This window comes from Rhizobium sp. 768_B6_N1_8 (assembly GCF_051811225.1).
In the GTDB taxonomy this organism is placed as follows: Bacteria; Pseudomonadota; Alphaproteobacteria; order Rhizobiales; family Rhizobiaceae; genus Rhizobium.
On sequence record NZ_JBPWPV010000002.1, the window covers coordinates 790039 to 806008 of the forward strand.

General features: G+C 57.2%; 17 protein-coding genes. 7 read left to right on the plus strand and 10 right to left on the minus strand.

The features are described from left to right. Positions 1–55: 55 nt before the first annotated feature. Positions 56–250 carry a hypothetical protein gene (locus tag AB8B33_RS28035; RefSeq protein WP_113320102.1) on the plus strand — a complete coding sequence of 65 codons (195 nt, stop codon included), beginning with the start codon at positions 56–58 and terminating at the stop codon, positions 248–250. Between the two features lie 72 nt (positions 251–322). Here AB8B33_RS28035 and AB8B33_RS28040 read toward each other — a convergent pair whose 3' ends face one another. Both AB8B33_RS28040 and AB8B33_RS28045 read right to left on the minus strand, forming a co-directional pair. Beyond that, positions 323–1591, minus strand: coding sequence for an acyltransferase family protein (locus AB8B33_RS28040; RefSeq protein ID WP_439017872.1), 1269 nt, complete (start codon positions 1589–1591; stop codon positions 323–325). 196 nt (positions 1592–1787) lie between these two features. Continuing rightward, positions 1788–2417, minus strand: coding sequence for an alpha/beta fold hydrolase (locus tag AB8B33_RS28045; RefSeq protein ID WP_113320100.1), 630 nt, complete (start codon positions 2415–2417; stop codon positions 1788–1790). Positions 2418–2730: 313 nt separating this feature from the next. On the opposite strand from AB8B33_RS28045, the gene minC reads away from it, so the two are divergent. The 3 genes from minC to minE are packed head-to-tail and all read left to right on the plus strand — an operon-like array spanning position 2731 to position 4574. Next, entirely contained in the window at positions 2731–3474 is a 744-nt protein-coding gene (gene minC / locus AB8B33_RS28050) for a septum site-determining protein MinC (RefSeq protein WP_439017873.1), read from the plus strand. A 30-nt stretch (positions 3475–3504) separates the two neighbouring features. After that, on the plus strand, positions 3505–4320 hold the full coding sequence (minD, locus tag AB8B33_RS28055; protein WP_113320098.1) for a septum site-determining protein MinD: 816 nt from the start codon (positions 3505–3507) through the stop codon (positions 4318–4320). Further along, a complete protein-coding gene (gene minE, locus AB8B33_RS28060; RefSeq protein ID WP_007823242.1) occupies positions 4317–4574 on the plus strand; it encodes a cell division topological specificity factor MinE in 258 nt (85 codons plus the stop codon). Before minD ends, minE begins: the two co-directional genes overlap by 4 nt. An 88-nt stretch (positions 4575–4662) precedes the next feature. Here minE and AB8B33_RS28065 read toward each other — a convergent pair whose 3' ends face one another. The 6 genes from AB8B33_RS28065 to AB8B33_RS28090 all read right to left on the minus strand — a co-directional run bounded on the left by AB8B33_RS28065 (position 4663) and on the right by AB8B33_RS28090 (position 10408). Beyond that, a complete protein-coding gene (locus tag AB8B33_RS28065; RefSeq protein WP_439017874.1) occupies positions 4663–5550 on the minus strand; it encodes a MurR/RpiR family transcriptional regulator in 888 nt (295 codons plus the stop codon). Positions 5551–5600: 50 nt separating this feature from the next. Then, on the minus strand, positions 5601–6647 hold the full coding sequence (locus tag AB8B33_RS28070) for an ATP-binding cassette domain-containing protein (protein ID WP_113320096.1): 1047 nt from the start codon (positions 6645–6647) through the stop codon (positions 5601–5603). Next, positions 6644–7393 (minus strand): glycerophosphodiester phosphodiesterase family protein, encoded by a 750-nt coding sequence (locus tag AB8B33_RS28075; protein ID WP_439017875.1) that lies wholly within the window; start codon positions 7391–7393, stop codon positions 6644–6646. Before AB8B33_RS28075 ends, AB8B33_RS28070 begins: the two co-directional genes overlap by 4 nt. Positions 7394–7416: 23 nt before the next feature. Next, positions 7417–8226 (minus strand): carbohydrate ABC transporter permease, encoded by an 810-nt coding sequence (locus tag AB8B33_RS28080; protein ID WP_439017876.1) that lies wholly within the window; start codon positions 8224–8226, stop codon positions 7417–7419. Continuing rightward, positions 8216–9085, minus strand: a complete 870-nt coding sequence (locus AB8B33_RS28085; RefSeq protein ID WP_439017877.1) for a carbohydrate ABC transporter permease — start codon at positions 9083–9085, stop codon at positions 8216–8218. Before AB8B33_RS28085 ends, AB8B33_RS28080 begins: the two co-directional genes overlap by 11 nt. A gap of 63 nt (positions 9086–9148) precedes the next feature. After that, complete coding sequence (locus tag AB8B33_RS28090; protein ID WP_439017878.1) at positions 9149–10408, minus strand: ABC transporter substrate-binding protein; 1260 nt, start codon at positions 10406–10408, stop codon at positions 9149–9151. A 313-nt stretch (positions 10409–10721) separates the two neighbouring features. Here AB8B33_RS28090 and AB8B33_RS28095 point away from each other — a divergent pair, with 313 nt between their 5' ends. From AB8B33_RS28095 to AB8B33_RS28105, 3 genes are all read left to right on the plus strand, one after another. Beyond that, a complete protein-coding gene (locus tag AB8B33_RS28095; protein WP_439017879.1) occupies positions 10722–11786 on the plus strand; it encodes an acyltransferase family protein in 1065 nt (354 codons plus the stop codon). Positions 11787–12061: 275 nt separating this feature from the next. Further along, positions 12062–13258, plus strand: coding sequence for an acyltransferase family protein (locus AB8B33_RS28100; protein ID WP_439017880.1), 1197 nt, complete (start codon positions 12062–12064; stop codon positions 13256–13258). Next, a complete protein-coding gene (locus AB8B33_RS28105; protein WP_439017881.1) occupies positions 13258–13887 on the plus strand; it encodes an SGNH/GDSL hydrolase family protein in 630 nt (209 codons plus the stop codon). The genes AB8B33_RS28100 and AB8B33_RS28105 overlap by 1 nt, the downstream gene beginning before the upstream one ends. Before the next feature lie 72 nt (positions 13888–13959). Here AB8B33_RS28105 and AB8B33_RS28110 read toward each other — a convergent pair whose 3' ends face one another. Then, entirely contained in the window at positions 13960–14511 is a 552-nt protein-coding gene (locus AB8B33_RS28110) for a serine acetyltransferase (protein WP_113320089.1), read from the minus strand. 19 nt (positions 14512–14530) lie between these two features. Then, entirely contained in the window at positions 14531–15967 is a 1437-nt protein-coding gene (locus tag AB8B33_RS28115; protein ID WP_439017882.1) for an oligosaccharide flippase family protein, read from the minus strand. Positions 15968–15970 lie beyond the last annotated feature (3 nt).

Below are 15970 nucleotides of genomic sequence, written 5' to 3' on the forward strand. Positions count from 1 at the left end.
CCGCAATATGCCGGCGGCACTCTATTCTGGCCCTCTATTCTGAAAAGGGACATTCATGGAAGAGTTGCGTAGTTTGACGGTTTCCGATGATCGGCTTGACGACTGCCGCGAGGCTATCGGCCCGGATCTGCAGGATCTGATCGATGCGAGTGTCGCCTCCGGTTTTACGATCGAGGAAACATTGATCGCGATCAGCGAACTGGTGGCAGAAGAATTCGCCTCCGCGATGAAGCTCCCGAGCGTTCATTGAGGCGGAAGATCAGAGAATGGTTGAGAGTGCATCAGATCAGCCAGATCCGAGAGACGCTGGAGATTCGATCACTCAAGCGCGCGACACGCGGTCGTGAGAGGGTGCTTCATGACTGTCGCCCACTTTTTCTTCTCCATCGAGGGCGTTTTGCATTTCCTCAAGAACTCGAATGAGCTGCGAGGTCGCCGGCGCCTTATCGCCTGAGGAGACTGTGCCGGAAGCAATATTGGCGGGCGTTTTTTGACCCGTTCGCGATAGCACCGGCAGCAGGCTGACGATGAGTGAGGCGAAGAACTTCTTTCGGCGTTCGGCGACCTCTGCCAACAGGAAGCAAAGAAACAAACAGGCGACGAGCAGGGCAGCCGCCATCGGAACGTGCTCCTCCACCGGATGCAGGAAGGCCGCAAACATCAGGATAAGGGGCTGGTGGACAAGATAGAGCGTAAAACTGCCGCCAGCCAGCCATTTGATCGCCGGGCCTGTCTTCTCGAACAGTACCGGAGCCTCATAAAGCAACGATGCCGCACCGATGAGGTGCAGGACGACCGCAACGCCGATCAGATTGAAGTATACGAAATTGATCGCTTCCTGAGATAGTGACCAGGTCTCGTACATGTTGGTAGCAGCGCGATCGGCGAAAAATTTTAGGCTGAAGAACAGCAAAAGCGACGCGCCGATCATCGCAATGGAGATGGGGCGCCGAAATGGCGGGCGTTCGATGACGCACTTCATCGTCAGCCAGCCCATGAGCCACAGCGGCATATACATCAGGATTTTCGGGCCGGCGACCGCGGCCCAGAGGCACAGCAACGGGATTTTCGCGCGCCGCGGCGAAAAGGCAAATAGCCCGAAGAACAAATAGTACTGAACTTCGAAGCCCAACGACCAGTATGGTTCGCCGCTGCCAAAAACGGCATGGGCAAACCACAATTGATTGGTGAAGGTCACATAGGCGAGCGCGGCTTCGATTGATACCGGAGTTAAAAATCCGGTATTGATGAAGTCATAGTAAAAGGCGTTCGCGTGCATCCCGATGGTGTCGGCCACGAAGATCGCTGCGATCGCCAGCAAAGCAACAGGCATTATTCGAGCGAGACGGGCGACGAGGTATACGCGCCATTCCCTTTCGCTCACCTGCCCGACGTAGCTGATGACAAATCCCGAGAGAACAAAGAAAACCGCGACAGCTTCCCGTCCCCAACCAAGAGGTCCGATCTTGATGGAGGGGAGCAGGAAAACATGCGCATGGGAGAGAAATACGACAACGGCTGCGCCGAGCCGCAGCAGATCAAGATAGATGGAAAGATTGCCGTCAATCTTCCTGCCTTCGATCGCGCGCATGACTGATTTCCCGTCGGATGACAAAGGGCGTGTTCAGCTGGAAGCCGCTTTGTTCAGGAGCTGATTTCTGCGCGGATGCGCGAGGGCGCATTCGATCAAGCAAACCTTTGAAAAATGTTTACTGAACAAGCTTAAATATTGAGGAAACGGTTGATATTAGTGGGAATATCGCGTCGTGCGAGCGTTGATTTGTTCGTTACAACCGTTCTGCCCAGGCCGCCGTATATTCGGACAGTCGCCGCATATGGTCGCCAGCGGAATATCCGGAGATCTTCTTCCGCGGCTTGAGATCGTGGTCGCCATCTTCCAGCCAGAGCAGATCAATCCGGTCTGAGAGCGTATAGGATACGACCTCTTCCCTTGATCCGAAGGGGTCACGCGTTCCCTGGCAGATCAGTGTGGGAGTGCGCAGGCTTTCCAGATGCACGGTGCGGAGCTGGTCCGGCTTTCCCGGCGGGTGAAACGGATATCCGAGGCAAAGCAGGCCCCGGACTTTCTTCGCCGCAAAACTCTCGTCGGCTATCATGCTTGCAACGCGGCCTCCCATCGACTTGCCGCCGATGATGAGTCTGCCGGCATTTAGTTCGCCGATCGCCGCGCGATATTCATCCAGGAGATGGTCGGCACGCGGAGGAGGCTTGACCGCTCCGGTCAGGCGACGCTGCGCCATATAGGCGAACTCGAATCGCGCCACTCTGAATCCTCCGTCTGCGAGCGCTTTCGATAGATCCGTCATCGACGCGGAATCCATCGCTCCGCCTGCGCCATGAGCCAGGAGGATCGTGAAGCTCGCCGTTTCCGGTCCTGTGATCAAAAAGCTGGTCATTCCTTTTCCGTATGCTCTTATTGTGAGTCCATCATACTGGTAGCGTCATTCTGCGAGCGAATGTGCGATTTTAGCAAGAGCATGGCGTTTCATTCGAACCAAGGCTTTCCGATTTCCTGTTGCGTTTGAAATCAAGAAAGGCCCTGATTTTTCGTGAGAAGGCCGAATTGTAACCGGCTGGAGGCGCGAAATTTGTGGGTGGGTCGCCGCCGCTTCGGGGAGCCATTTTTTGGTCCCACCGGCCCCGCGTTAACGATTTGTTAACCATGAAGCAGCTAAAGCTTTTAAATCGAAATTAACCAAGTTTACTAACGTGTTAACCGAAGCGCGCTCCATTCGTATCAAAGGCAGATCGTTTCTTGCGGTCGTGCTGACGCCTGATCTGCCATTCGAGGACTGGCTCGTGCGCCTCGACGACCTCGCTGCGCGCTCCGCTGGGTTTTTCCTCGGCAGGCCGGTGGTTCTGGACGTGAGTGAGCTCTCACTGGATCGTGCCGCGCTCAAGGCAATGGTTGCGGCTCTCGGTGAGCGTGGCGTCAGGGTGATGGGCATTGAAGGTGCACGGCCGTCGCAGCTCGACGCCAGCATGCCACCGGGAATGGTTGGTGGACGCCCGGCTGCTGACGTGGAGATGCCCGCTGCTGATGCCGAGGCGCAAGTGCAGAAGCCAGGTAAGGCGCAGCCGGCCGAGGTGCGGGAAGTTGTTGCGCCGGTTGTGCGCGCTACGCTGTCGTCGCTGGTATTGCACGAACCGGTACGCTCCGGCCAGTCGATTGTCTTCCCTGAAGGGGATGTAACGGTCATTGGATCCATCGCTTCGGGGGCTGAAGTTATCGCTGGTGGCTCGATACACGTTTATGGCGCGCTTCGTGGACGCGCACTTGCCGGATCGATCGGCAATTCGGCGGCGCGAATCTTTTGCCGCAAGCTTGAGGCCGAGCTTCTGGCAATCGACGGGATCTACAAGACGGCGGACGATCTGCCGGCGGAGCTGCGCAGTCAGGCTGCACAGCTATGGCTTGAGAACGACGCGATCATGGCATCGCGACTGACTTAACTGGGTGAATGGTTGAAACAGGAGAGGGATATGGGAAAAGTCATTGTTGTAACCTCGGGTAAAGGTGGCGTTGGCAAGACAACCTCGACTGCAGCGTTGGGGGCAGCGCTGGCGCAAAGGAACGAGAAGGTTGTCGTCGTTGACTTCGACGTCGGTCTTCGTAACCTCGATCTCGTCATGGGCGCCGAACGTCGGGTCGTCTATGACATGATCAATGTCATCCAGGGCGATGCGAAGCTCACCCAGGCGCTGATCCGCGATAAGCGGCTGGAGACACTATTCCTGCTGCCGGCATCCCAGACCCGCGACAAGGACTGCCTCACCGAAGAAGGTGTCGAGCGCGTCATCGGCGAGCTGAAGAAGCATTTCGACTGGGTCATCTGCGATAGCCCGGCCGGTATCGAACGCGGCGCAACGCTGGCGATGCGGCATGCCGATATTGCTGTTGTCGTCACCAATCCGGAAGTTTCCTCGGTGCGTGATTCCGATCGCATCATCGGCCTTCTGGATGCCAAGACGGAAAAGGCGGAGCGCGGCGAGCGGATCGAAAAGCACCTGCTTCTGACCCGCTACGATGTCACCCGCGCCGAACGCGGCGACATGCTGAAGGTGGATGACGTGCTCGAGATCCTGTCGATCCCGCTGCTCGGCATCATCCCGGAAAGCATGGATGTACTGCGTGCTTCCAACCTCGGCGCTCCGGTCACGCTTGCAGACCAGAACAGCGCCCCGGCAAAGGCCTATTTCGAAGCAGTCCGCCGCCTCAACGGTGAAGTTCTCCCGGTGACGATACCAGGCGAGAAGCGGGGTCTGTTCGGTAAGATCTTCGGACGGAGGGCAGCATGAGCGTATTCGATTTCTTTCAGAAGAGGAAAACCGCGCCGGTTGCGCGCGAACGCTTGCAACTGCTTTTGGCACACGAGCGTATGTCTCCCGGTTCGGATCTCGTCTCTCTTCTCAGGGAGGAGATCCTTGCCGTTATCGCCAAACACGTCGAGATCGAGGGCGATCGCCTGCAGATAAGGATTGATCGTGGCGAGAACGTCTCGATCCTCGAGATCGACGTCGAGATCCCCGCCAAAGCCGCCCGGGCGGCATGAGGTTCGAACAGATTTATCCGGGAGATCGAAATGTCTCCCGGATAGTCCCATGATCATCATGCCGATCGGAGGCGGCAGATTTCTGTTACTACAGGATCACCGGTGATAGCCCGCAGTTCGCGCGGAACGCCTTGAAACTACTGAGCGCGCGCAGCGAGTGGCCGTCATCGATGGCGGCGAGGTCGAGAATGACCGCGTTGGCGATCGTCATGGGAACGACGAGCGATTGGGACTCGCCGGCTTCTCCGCGGGAAACCGAGATTTGACGGTCGGGTGCAGGATCGATGCGGGCGCTGAGCAGATCGGTCAGCGCCAGGACCTTAGCGCCTCTTTCTGCGGCAATCTTTCTGATCTGATGGATGAGCGGCGAGGCCTTGCGGAAAGCGAGCAGCCAGACGACGTCGCCAGGTCCCAATGTCGCAAGCGCTTCGGCGATCAGATGCATCTGGCTGGCGAGATCGACTGCCGGATAGCCCGAGCGATTGAGCCTCAGCGCGATGAGCGAGGCGAGGGCGGCAGAATGGCCACGCCCGAAGACGAAGACCCGGCGGCAATCGCGCAGCACTTCAGAAAAGCCTCTGACATCGGCGTCGGAGACGGCGTTGCGCACCTGCTGGAGGGCTGCAATCTCGCTATCGAGAACGGAGGAAAGCACGCCGCCGTCTTCCGCCCGGACGAGACGGGCGGCCATGCGGGCGGCCGGACTTTCGAAATCGCCTCCTCCTTCGATAAGGTTCGCCTGCAGGAAGGTGCGGAATTCAGGATAACCTTTGAAGCCGAGGCGGCGTGCCAGCCGCACCGCTGAAGCTGGATGCACTCCGGCGCGGAAGGAGACGGCCTTGCCGTTTTCCATCGCCGCGCGAATGGGATCCTGCATCATCACGTCGAGAAGGCGCGTGTCGGCTTCGGTAAGCTTTGTCGAGTTGCGGCTGATAAGATCGCCGAGAAGCTGCGGAATTTCGCTCTGTCTTTCCATTGCATCACTTCTTGCGGTGCCGCTTCCGAGACGGGAGCGGTCAGCGGCGTCTAAATTCGACGATCTCCGGCTGAAAGATCGACGCGGCTCCCGCTCTGGTTATCGAAAAACACCGCCTGGTCAAGATCGCATATGACCCAGAAGTTGTCGGCATGGCGGGGCACATCTTTACGCGAGCTGGTGAGGGTGATGCGTCCGGCCGGGCTGTCACAGTGCAGGATGATATCAGAACCTGTCATCTCCGACAGCATGAGCCGGACGGGCAGGGCGGGTTCCGCAGGTTCTTCGGCGCGGATCGCCATGGATTCGGGTCTTAATCCGGCGGTCAGTCCCTGCCGGCCCTGCCAGCCGGGAAGATGTTCGACAGGCAGGAAGTTCATCGCGGGAACGCCGAGGAAGCCCGCGATAAAGCGGTTCTGCGGCTGGTCATAGATTGCTTCAGGAGTGTCGAACTGCAGGAGATCGCCGTCCTTCATCACCGCAATCCTGTCGGCCAATGAGAGTGCCTCGGTCTGGTCGTGCGTCACATAGACGATGGTGGCGCCGAGCTGGCGGTGCAGCTCCTTGATTTCGGTGCGCATGGCGACGCGCAGCGCGTTGTCGAGGTTCGACAGCGGCTCGTCCATCAGGAAGATTGAACTGTTGCGCGCCATGGCCCGGCCCATCGCCACACGCTGACGCTGGCCGCCGGAAAGCGCGCCCGGCTTGCGATTGAGATAGGGTTCGAGCTGCAGTGTCTTGGCCACACTTTTAGCCCGCGCATTGCGTTCGGCCTTGGGCATGCCACGCAGTTCGAGGCCGAAGGCAATGTTTTCGCGCACGGTCATGTGCGGATAAAGCGCATAGTTCTGGAAGATCATGGCAATGTCGCGATCCTGCGGCGCAAGATCGTTGGCCCGCCGGCCGCCGATTTCGATATCGCCCTCTTCGCAGCGTTCCAGCCCGGCAATGAGGCGCAGCAGGGTGGACTTGCCGCAACCCGACGGGCCGACGATGACCACGAACTCGCCCGACTTGATATCCATGGACACGCCGTGCAGGACTTCCGGCCCGCCGAGGTAGGACTTTCTGATGTCGCGAAGGGTGATGCCGCTCATTGTGCGGCCTCCGTCCCGAAGCTGTTGCGAATGGCAATGGCAAGGCTCGGCCGGTCCGTCGTGAAGACCTTGACGCCGAGCGCCAGCACCTTTTCGATCTGCCGTGCCGAATGGGCGGCCCAGCAGCCGAAATCGAGACCGGCTGCCATGATTTCGGCCATCAGAGCGGAATCGGCGGTATCCACATGAACGCCGATTTCGGGGATGTCATGCGCTTTCGCGACTTCGATCACGGCCCTGGCTCCAAGCTGACGCAGTACTGGCGGGCTGACGAGCCAGAGCTTCGGCCGGCTGGTGGCCGCCGAAAGCGCATCCTGCGATTCCACCAGAAAGGAAGAGAAGATCGTCCTTTCGAGCATGCCGTGGCGCGCGAGTGTTTCGACGACACGGGGCACGAAGTTGTCGTAGGGGCGGCCATCGACGCCAGGCTTGATCTCGCAGCGGAAATTTACCTTGCTGCCGGAATAGATCGCACAGAGTTCCTCCAGCGAGATCGGATGTCCGCCGGCGCCGTAATTGATGACGGCGGCACGAACCTCCGCTTCGCTCATGGCGGCGATCGCGCCGCTGCGATCCGTCGTGCCGTCAAGCGTTGCGTCGTGATGGATCATGATCGCGCCATCGGCTGTCGGGTGGACGTCGAACTCCACCTCTTCCAGCGGCATTTTTGCCGTTGCGACGAAACCTTGCGGCGTGCTGTCGCCGAACTCCAGAGTGCCGCCGCGATGCGAAGCGATGCGTGTCATTCTATGCTTGTCCTTGTTCATGATTATTTGACCGCGCCGAGCGTGATGCCGCGCACGAGGTGGCGCTCGACCAGTAGGAAGCCGAGCAGCACGGGCAACATGCTGAGGGTGCAGGCGGCCATGACGAGCGGCCAATCGACCAGGCCTTCGCCGGGATTGATGCGATAAAGGCGGGCAAGGCCGATCTGCAGCGTGTAGAGATCCTCCTTGCCGACGGCGACGAGCGGCCAGATGTAATTGTTCCATTCGGTGATGAAGATATAGAGGCCCATCGAGAAGATGGCCGGCCGTGCGATCGGCACGATCACCCGCCAGAGCACCTGCAGCGGTGTTGCGCCATCCATATAGGCGGCTTCGTCCAGCGCCTTCGGAATGCCCTTGATATACTGGCGCAGGAAGAAGGCGGCAAAGCCGTTCGAGATCGCCGGCAGGATGAGGCCGGCATAGGTATCGAGCAGGCCGGCCTTGGCGAGTGTCAGATAATTAGGGATCAGGCTTATATGGCTCGGGATCATCAGCGTGGCAACGGTGGCGCCGAAGAGCAGGTTGCCGCCGCGAAACCTGTAGCGTGCAAAGGCGAAGGCAGCCATGGTCGCGACCGTAATGCCCAGCAGCGTCACCAGGCCGGAGACGATGATGCTGTTCAGAAGATAGCGAGCGAAATTGTACTCGGTGACGGCACGAACATAGTTGTCCAGCGTGAATTCGTACCTGCCCGTGTAATAGGATTGCACCGTCTCGAAGGACATCCAAATCGAATAGAGCACGGGCGACAGGAAGATCAGCCCGGCAAGCAGCGCGAGGCTGGTGACGACTGGGTTCTCAAGCTTCATAGTGGACCCTCCGGCCGATGACGAGGGATTTGATCAGCGCCAGCACGATCAGGAAGATGAAAAGCAGGACGGCGAGCGCCGAACCCCTGCCGATGTCGAAGAGGGTAAACCCCACGCGATAGAGCAGGTTGACGAGCATGTCGGTAGCACCTGCAGGGCCGCCATGGGTCATGATGTTGACGATGGTAAAGACCTGGAAGGCCTCGATCACGGAAATCACCAACAGGAAATAGGTGGTCGGCATGACGAGCGGCACGGTGATCCGGCGGAACACATGGAAGCGCCGGCCGCCATCGACGGCGGCGGCATCATAGAGCTCCTGCGGAACGGCCTGCAGGCCGGCGATGTAAATGACGATATCGTAGCCGAGCTGTTTCCAGGTATTGACGAAGATCAGCACCCACAGAGCAAGCTGCGGATCCTGCAGCCATTGCACCTTGCCGAGGCCGAGCGAGGTCAGCGCGGCGTTCACCATGCCGTAATCGGTGGCGAAGACCCAGGAAAAGACGACCGCAATCGAGACGGTCGATGTGACGGAGGGAAGGAAGAGCGCCCCTCGCAAGAGCCGCGAGGGCAAGGTTTCGCGCACGAGATAGCTTGCGACAGCCAGCGCCAGCGCCAGTCTGATCGGTACTGAAATCAGCGCGAAGATGGCGGTGACTTGCAGCGAGTTCCAGAAGTCGCGGGAATTCAGCAGCAGGCGGTAATTGTCAAAACCGACAAAAGGCATGGTCGGCGACAGGAAGTCCCAGTGCCGGAAGCTGAGGTTCACGCTGGTAATGACGGGAATATAGGTGAAGACCGTGATGAAGAGCATCAGCGGTGCAACGAGGAGATAGGGTGTGAGTTTGCGCAACATGGGACCGAAACAGTTGAGACGACGGGCCGTTCAAGGCCCGCCCTCTTGACTTGGGGGAGAGGCTTAGTTGCTGGAACGCTTGGCTTCTTCTCGGGTCTGTTCAGCGAAGTCCTTCATCGTCTCTGTGACATCGCGCTGGCCGAGTGCCATGGCTTCCCACATCTTGTACTCGGTTGTACGCATCCAGGTGACGACAGGCGGGCGAGCACGGCCATGGGCGAATTCGAGCTGCTTGATGGCGACGTCGATACCCTGCTTCTTCGCAAGTGCTTCGGCGGCGGCCGGCTGGGCAGCGCTCTTCTTGTTGATCGGCAGGTAGCCGGTCGCGGCAAACCAGATGGCATTGGCTTCCGGCGAAGCGGCATAGCTGATGAACTTGTAGGCAGCGTCCTGAACGTCCTTCGGCGAGGTCGACAGGATACCGATACCGGCGCCGCCGATTGGAACGGAGCAGACCTTGTTGCAGGGCATCGGGCGGACTTCGAGCTTGTCGCCGAGCGCCTTTTTGGCGCCACCATAATCACCCGTCGAGTTGAGCGAGATGCCGACCTTGCCGGCGAAGAAAGCGTCGCGGCCGACATCCTCATCGGTGACGCCATCGGGAGAGGCGACCTTCTGGTCATGAACCAGCGACGCCATCCATTGATAGGCTTCGATCGTGTTCGGCGAGTCGAGCAGGATATCGTTGGTCTTGGAATTGATCAGTTCGCTGTCGTTGGACATCACGAGACCCCAGCGAGCGAACTGGCCGGGGGCCGCAATACCGCTGATGCCTTCCGCGCCGAGCTTCTCGGTGATTGTCTTCGAAACGGCAAGAATATCTGCGAAAGTCTTCAGCGAGGGTTCCGTCGTAAAGCCGGCACGCGCCAGGATGTCCTTGTTGTAATAAAGGACCGGCGTGGAGGAGTTGAACGGCACGATGTAGTTCTTGCCGTTGTAGACGCCGACCTCACGCGCGTAGTCGTAAAGGTCGTCCTTCAGCGGGTCGGCGTTGAAATAGGGCGTGAGGTCGATCAGCGCGCCGCGGTCGGCGAAGAGACCGTAGCGGGTGACTTCCATGATGACGGCATCAGGCGCACGGTTGGCGGGGATGGCCGCCTGCAGCTTGGCAACGATATCATTGTAGTCACCGACGAATTCGCCTTCGATATGGAGGCCGGGATTGGCAGCTTCGAAATTGGCGATGATCTTGTTCAGCGCCTCGCCGGAGGATTTGCTGAAGCTGTGCCAGAACTTCACGGTCGTTTCGGCATGCGCCGAACCGACCATGGACATCAGGCCGACAACGCTGGCTGCGACCGTATTCTGCAATTTGTTTGACATAAATTTTTCCTCTGCAAAAAAAATTGCATTCCGTTTCAGCGACGATTAGCGCGCAGACGCGACAGCTTCTTGAAGGCTGTGTGAAGTTTTGGTGACGGTGGGAGGCGCGGGATGGATGCTCGCCTAGTCGTCACCTGGCGATGCTGCATCCTTGCGCATGGAAGAGCCTTCATGTGGAAAAAGTCGCACCGCACTGCCGCTGTTCTCGGGGTGGCTTTGTGTGCACTGCGGTAGATTATGCTTCCAAGGTCACCGGCGACATGATATCCCGCTGTCTGCCCGTCTTTCCTCTTCAAGTGCAAACAGAGATCATATGCCCCAGCAAGAAGACACGGCGAATGCGTCGCAGATGAATGCAACCCAACAGCCCGCGGCCAGACCGCAACGGAAATGGCTGGCTGATATCGAACGTCTCAAAGGATTGGCTATCATCCTCGTCGTCTGGGGGCATACCTACGACGCGGCTTTCCCTGTATGGGCGATTGATCTGCGACAGGCGATCTATGCTTTCCACATGCCGCTCTTTATGTTTCTGAGCGGCTATGTCTTCGTCTATGTCGGTGCTCACAAGCTGAAGGGTTCACTAGCGACCTATACGACGAAACGCGCAAAGCGGCTGCTTATTCCGTTTTTCATCATGGCGGCGATCGTCATTTTCGCAAAATTCTTCGCAGGGCAGTTCGTCTCGGTCGACAAGCCCGTTAACGACCTGCTGCTCTCGGTTCAGCATGTCTTCATCCATACCGAGCAGAGCCCGTCGATGTTCGTATGGTACCTGATCGTCCTCTTCTATTTCTCGATCGGTACGACATTCCTCTTTTCGCGCATGAATGTGAGCTTGAACATCCTGTTTGCAGCTTCGATCATCATGTTCGGCCTGCATGTGCTTATGTTCTATAACGATGCGATACTGGACTATGTCTACATCAATCGCATCTTCATGTTTTATGCGTCCTTCATGGCAGGCTGCGTTGCCTGCCTTCACAAGGATTCCTGGGAGGCTTTCGTCGATCGGTATTTCATTCCGGCCGTCGCCGTCTTCCTTGTCCTTCTCTATATCTCGTTCAATTCCGAATGGCGTTACTTCCTCGTTGGTATGACGTCTCTCGTCGTTTTCCACGGGCTGATCCGCTCGCGGCTTTGCAATCAGAGTCGCTTCCTGGAATTCATTGGCCAGAACGCCTTCGCCATCTATCTGCTGAACACGATTTTCGTCGGTGGCGTGAAGGTCGTTTTCGGACGGTTTTTCTCTGTCAGCGATCAGGCACTTCTTCTCCTCGTTGGCGCGACGATTGCAGGCGTCGTGGGGCCGATCATCGTCAAATATGTGATTAGTCGTATCGGCTCGTTGCGGCCGATCGCAGCCGCCATGGAATGAGAAAAACGTGCGGTCAGAATTCAGCTCGACCGGCTGAATTGATGTGCCCTCGCGAAGGAAATCCAGGCTCAGCGGTCGTTATTCTCCAGGAAGCAATCCGGGAGAATCTGCGGAACATGATGTCCGGTGTGAATGGCGGAGTTCGAGGCCAAAGGGTGAGTTATGTTGGCAGGGTGTTTTCGGTTGCTACTCTTGGCTCGATTGAATAGAAAACGCGCGAGCGTTCTATCGCTCGTCCTTCGCAAAGGGCTTCCGAACCGCGTGCTGCCGGGAACGTGCTGAACACGATAACTTGGCAACAGAGCATCAGGTTCATTTTCCAATTTGCTATAAGCGCGCAAGGAACGAACATGCACGAAATCTATCAAAGGGTATTTGGTGCTGCCAAAGGGATTAAAGGTCTCGACGGCTTGCGGGCGATATGCGTTCTCTTTGTACTTACCGACCATGCCGGACTGACCAAAGTTCAGGAAACGGGCACTCTTGCGGTCTGGGTGTTCTTTGCCTTGAGCGGCTTTCTCATCGTACCGATCCTCTTCAAAGCGCGGCAGCGGGTGGAGGCGGGCACATCCGATGGTCCGACCGAGATCGTTCTCTTTATGCGCAATAGAGCTTTGCGAATATTCCCGATCTATTATCTGACACTTGGGCTGATTTTCCTGTCGACGATGACCTTGGTTTCGGGGGACAACGTCGATAAATTCTACGGCAGCATCGGTTGGATTCTGACCTATACGACGAATATTTACATCGGCTTCGTCAGGCACGACTGGCTGGGGCCATTATCCCATCTGTGGACCCTTTCCGTAGAGCAGCAATTCTACGTATTTTTCCCGCTTCTGTTCATTTGGCTGCCATCGCGATTCTGGCGATCCGGCATGCTGATCTCGCTGCTTGTACTGCTTGTGGTTTCCTGCTGGTGGGTATTCGACGACGAGCTTAAATTCCGCGTGAATTCGCTGTCGGGTTTTTATGCCATTGCGGTCGGCGGGCTTTTTGGGCTTGCAGCCAAGCGGCTTGGCTCCATCGACTTGCGATTTTCCGGTTTACTGATCGCCGGTCTAGGCATCGTCCTGGTGCTGCAGCATCTCTATTTCATCCTGAATGGCCATCCCAACGCCGCCTTGATCATCGCGCCGCTCCTGTCCGGATTGCTGATCATGCTTTTGGCAGTCTGCCAGAATTCGACCGCCACCCGGTTTCTTGAGATCCCATTGATCCGCGGTGTCGGTGTTGTCAGCTACGGTTTTTATCTCTTTCACAATCTCCTCCTCGGTCCATCCGGGCGCCTTGTCGCGCTGTTGACGGGGATGCGGGAAGGGACGGCCTTCCAGATCGTCCAGATAGCGACCGCCTTCATTCTCACGATGATCGTGTCGATCATTTCCTTTATCTTCTTCGAGGAAAGGATCATGCAGTTGAAGAAACGCCGGGCGTCATCTGCGGCTGTGGCTGCCGGTTCCAATGGCTGATGAGGTTCTCTGCCGGCCTCGTCGTTATCTTTCTTTTGTCGGTTGCTGATGTGGCCGCGGCACCTCTGAGGATTGTGACGTTCGGAACGTCGTTGACTGCGCGGGGGGGCTGGCAGGCAAGCCTTGAAGAAGGTCTTGAGCGCTGCCTTCATCGCACGGTTGACGTTGCTATCGTGGCAAAGAGCGGAGCGACGACGGAATGGGGATTATCTTCGGTAGAACGCGTAATTGCCGAAAGGCCTGACATCGTGCTTGTCGAGTTCTATGCGAATGATGCTGCGCTGAATCGCTGGATGAGCGTCAGCCGCAGCCGCGGGAACTTCTCGACCATTCTTGAAAGGCTGAAAACCGGGCTACCCGATGCTCGGATCTACATGATGGTAATGAATCCGATGTCGGGTTTAAGGGGTGCGCTCAGGCCCTTTCTGAGCAGTTATATTTCGGCTCATCGCAGCGTCGCGGCCGAACGGAACGTTGTAATCATCGATCACAGCAACGGTTGGTCGATGTTGCCAGCGGAGGAATTGTCGACGGCAATACCGGATGGGGCTCACCCTGTTGCTTCGACTGCAGTCAAGGTTATGGTGCCGACGATTGTCAAGGCGATAGCTGGAGCATGTGCCGAGTGAATTCGCTCCGCCGGCAAGACAAACGCGCGCGAACCAGTTTAGCTAGTTCATCCGTGGATTGGTAATTGCAGCCTATCGGTCCTGGTGTTCAATTGCGGTTGGAGTCTTGGCCGTATCTGGTGTCTTTCGATACTTAATTGCTGCCGGTACGCCGACTGCGATCGCTCCAGCCGGAACGTCTCTGACGACGACCGCGTTCGCGCCGATGACAGCACCTTCGCCAATGACGACGGGGCCGAGAATTTTTGCGCCGGCACCCACGTCCACGCCATTGCCCAGGATCGGCACTTCATTCGGTTTATCGGCCGATTTATTGCCGATCGTCACCCCTTGCCGAAGGCGAACGTCGTCACCGATCCGTACTTCGGAATGAATGATAATTGAGCCGAAATGCTCGATGACGCATCGAGAACCAATCTTCGCATTCGCTCCTATGTAGATTCCGAAAAACACTTCGGAAAATTTTATAAGGAAGAAATGCACGATCTTTAGCGGTATGCGTATCGGCGCAAATTTGATCGAACGGACGGTGCTTCCATATCTGTGGAAAGCAAGTGCCCAAAAGCCCTGCGCAATCAAGGCTCTCTTGTGGCTTCGATAATCTTGGGCAATTTCTCTAAACATGACGCGCTCTCCTCGGAAATTACGCTTGTTTCCAGGCTCTAATTTTTCTTGCTTTGTTCAGCCAACTACGCAGCGCGTCTCGATCAAGCACCCCAATACCTGCGACATAAACGATCACGAAGAGGGGGGCCAGGATTATCGCCCGCAGCAACGCGGGCGAGGCGGGCATCGCATAGGCTCTTACCAAATAAACCACGGCCAGGCTGGCGAAGGATGCCAGGAAAAACGCGCCACATTTACCGAACATCGTCTTCAGTGAAACGTGGGTTTTTCGCGATCCGTAAACTATACCTATCGATATGACGACGATGTGGCAGCAGACGTATACTGTGACGAGCGTAAACACGGTGCTGTGCTGAAGCACCGTCAGTATGATTGCAATGAGCACTGCCGCGCAAACCTGCATGCGCAAAACGATGCGTGGCAGGCCCCACGCGTTCAGCATGACCTCATTGCTATAACCGATCGACTGGGCAGCGCCCAAAATGGCGGCAGGGAACATGATGAGTTCTGAATCGATCCCGTTACTTCCAAAGCAAATTCGCGCAATTTCCGGAGAAAGCGCCGCGATGGAGATAAAAGCGGGAGCGGAAATCATCGAAAGCGAGCGCAAGCTTGAGTAGAACGCTTCCTTCATTTGCGGAGGATTATCGACCAGACGCGATAAATGAGGAAGATTGACGTCCACCATCACGGCCGTCAGCATCTGCGCTATCACGGCTGGAACGCGCGATCCCATGATGTAGAGCGCGAGCGCTGCCGGCCCGAAGAAGATCGGAATAACGATCTCGATCATTCGCAGTGATGCATAGTTCAGGACGCGCGACCCGAAGATGCCGAAGGCGTAATGGAGAATATGGCCGATTCCAGCGAATTGGGGAGCCGCCGGCCGTAAGACCACCGGATACCATAGGAAGACGACATTTATCACCGTCGTCGCCAGGAGCTGGCCAACCATGCTGTAGACGCCGAAACCTAGGAATGCCATTGCCAGGCCGGTAAGAGCGCCGACGACGGTTGATGCCAGAGAGCGGAAGGCGAGGCGCTTGAACTGAAATTCCTTGCGCAGCAGGGCCTGCGGGACATAGCCGAAGCTGTTCAGAACCAGCGACAACCCAACGAGCTGCAATACCGACTCAATACCGGTAACGCCAAGAAGATTGCCGATTTCGGTCGAGAAAACCGTCAGCAAGGCATAAATGGCGAGGGCAAGAGCGAAATTCAGGATCAGAATGCTCGTCGCAATTCCGCGTGTGACGTTCTGCGTTCGAACGATGGCATCACCGAAACCATTATCGGCAAATAATTCGGTCAGCGATACAAGTGCATAGGCTGCCGCGAACATGCCAATTTCGGTTTTATCGAGAATACGCGCCAGCACGAAAAAAGTGATGATCGTGCCGAAGCGCGGCCCCCAATTGCGAACAGCCGACCATATAACGGAACTGCGATTCATCGG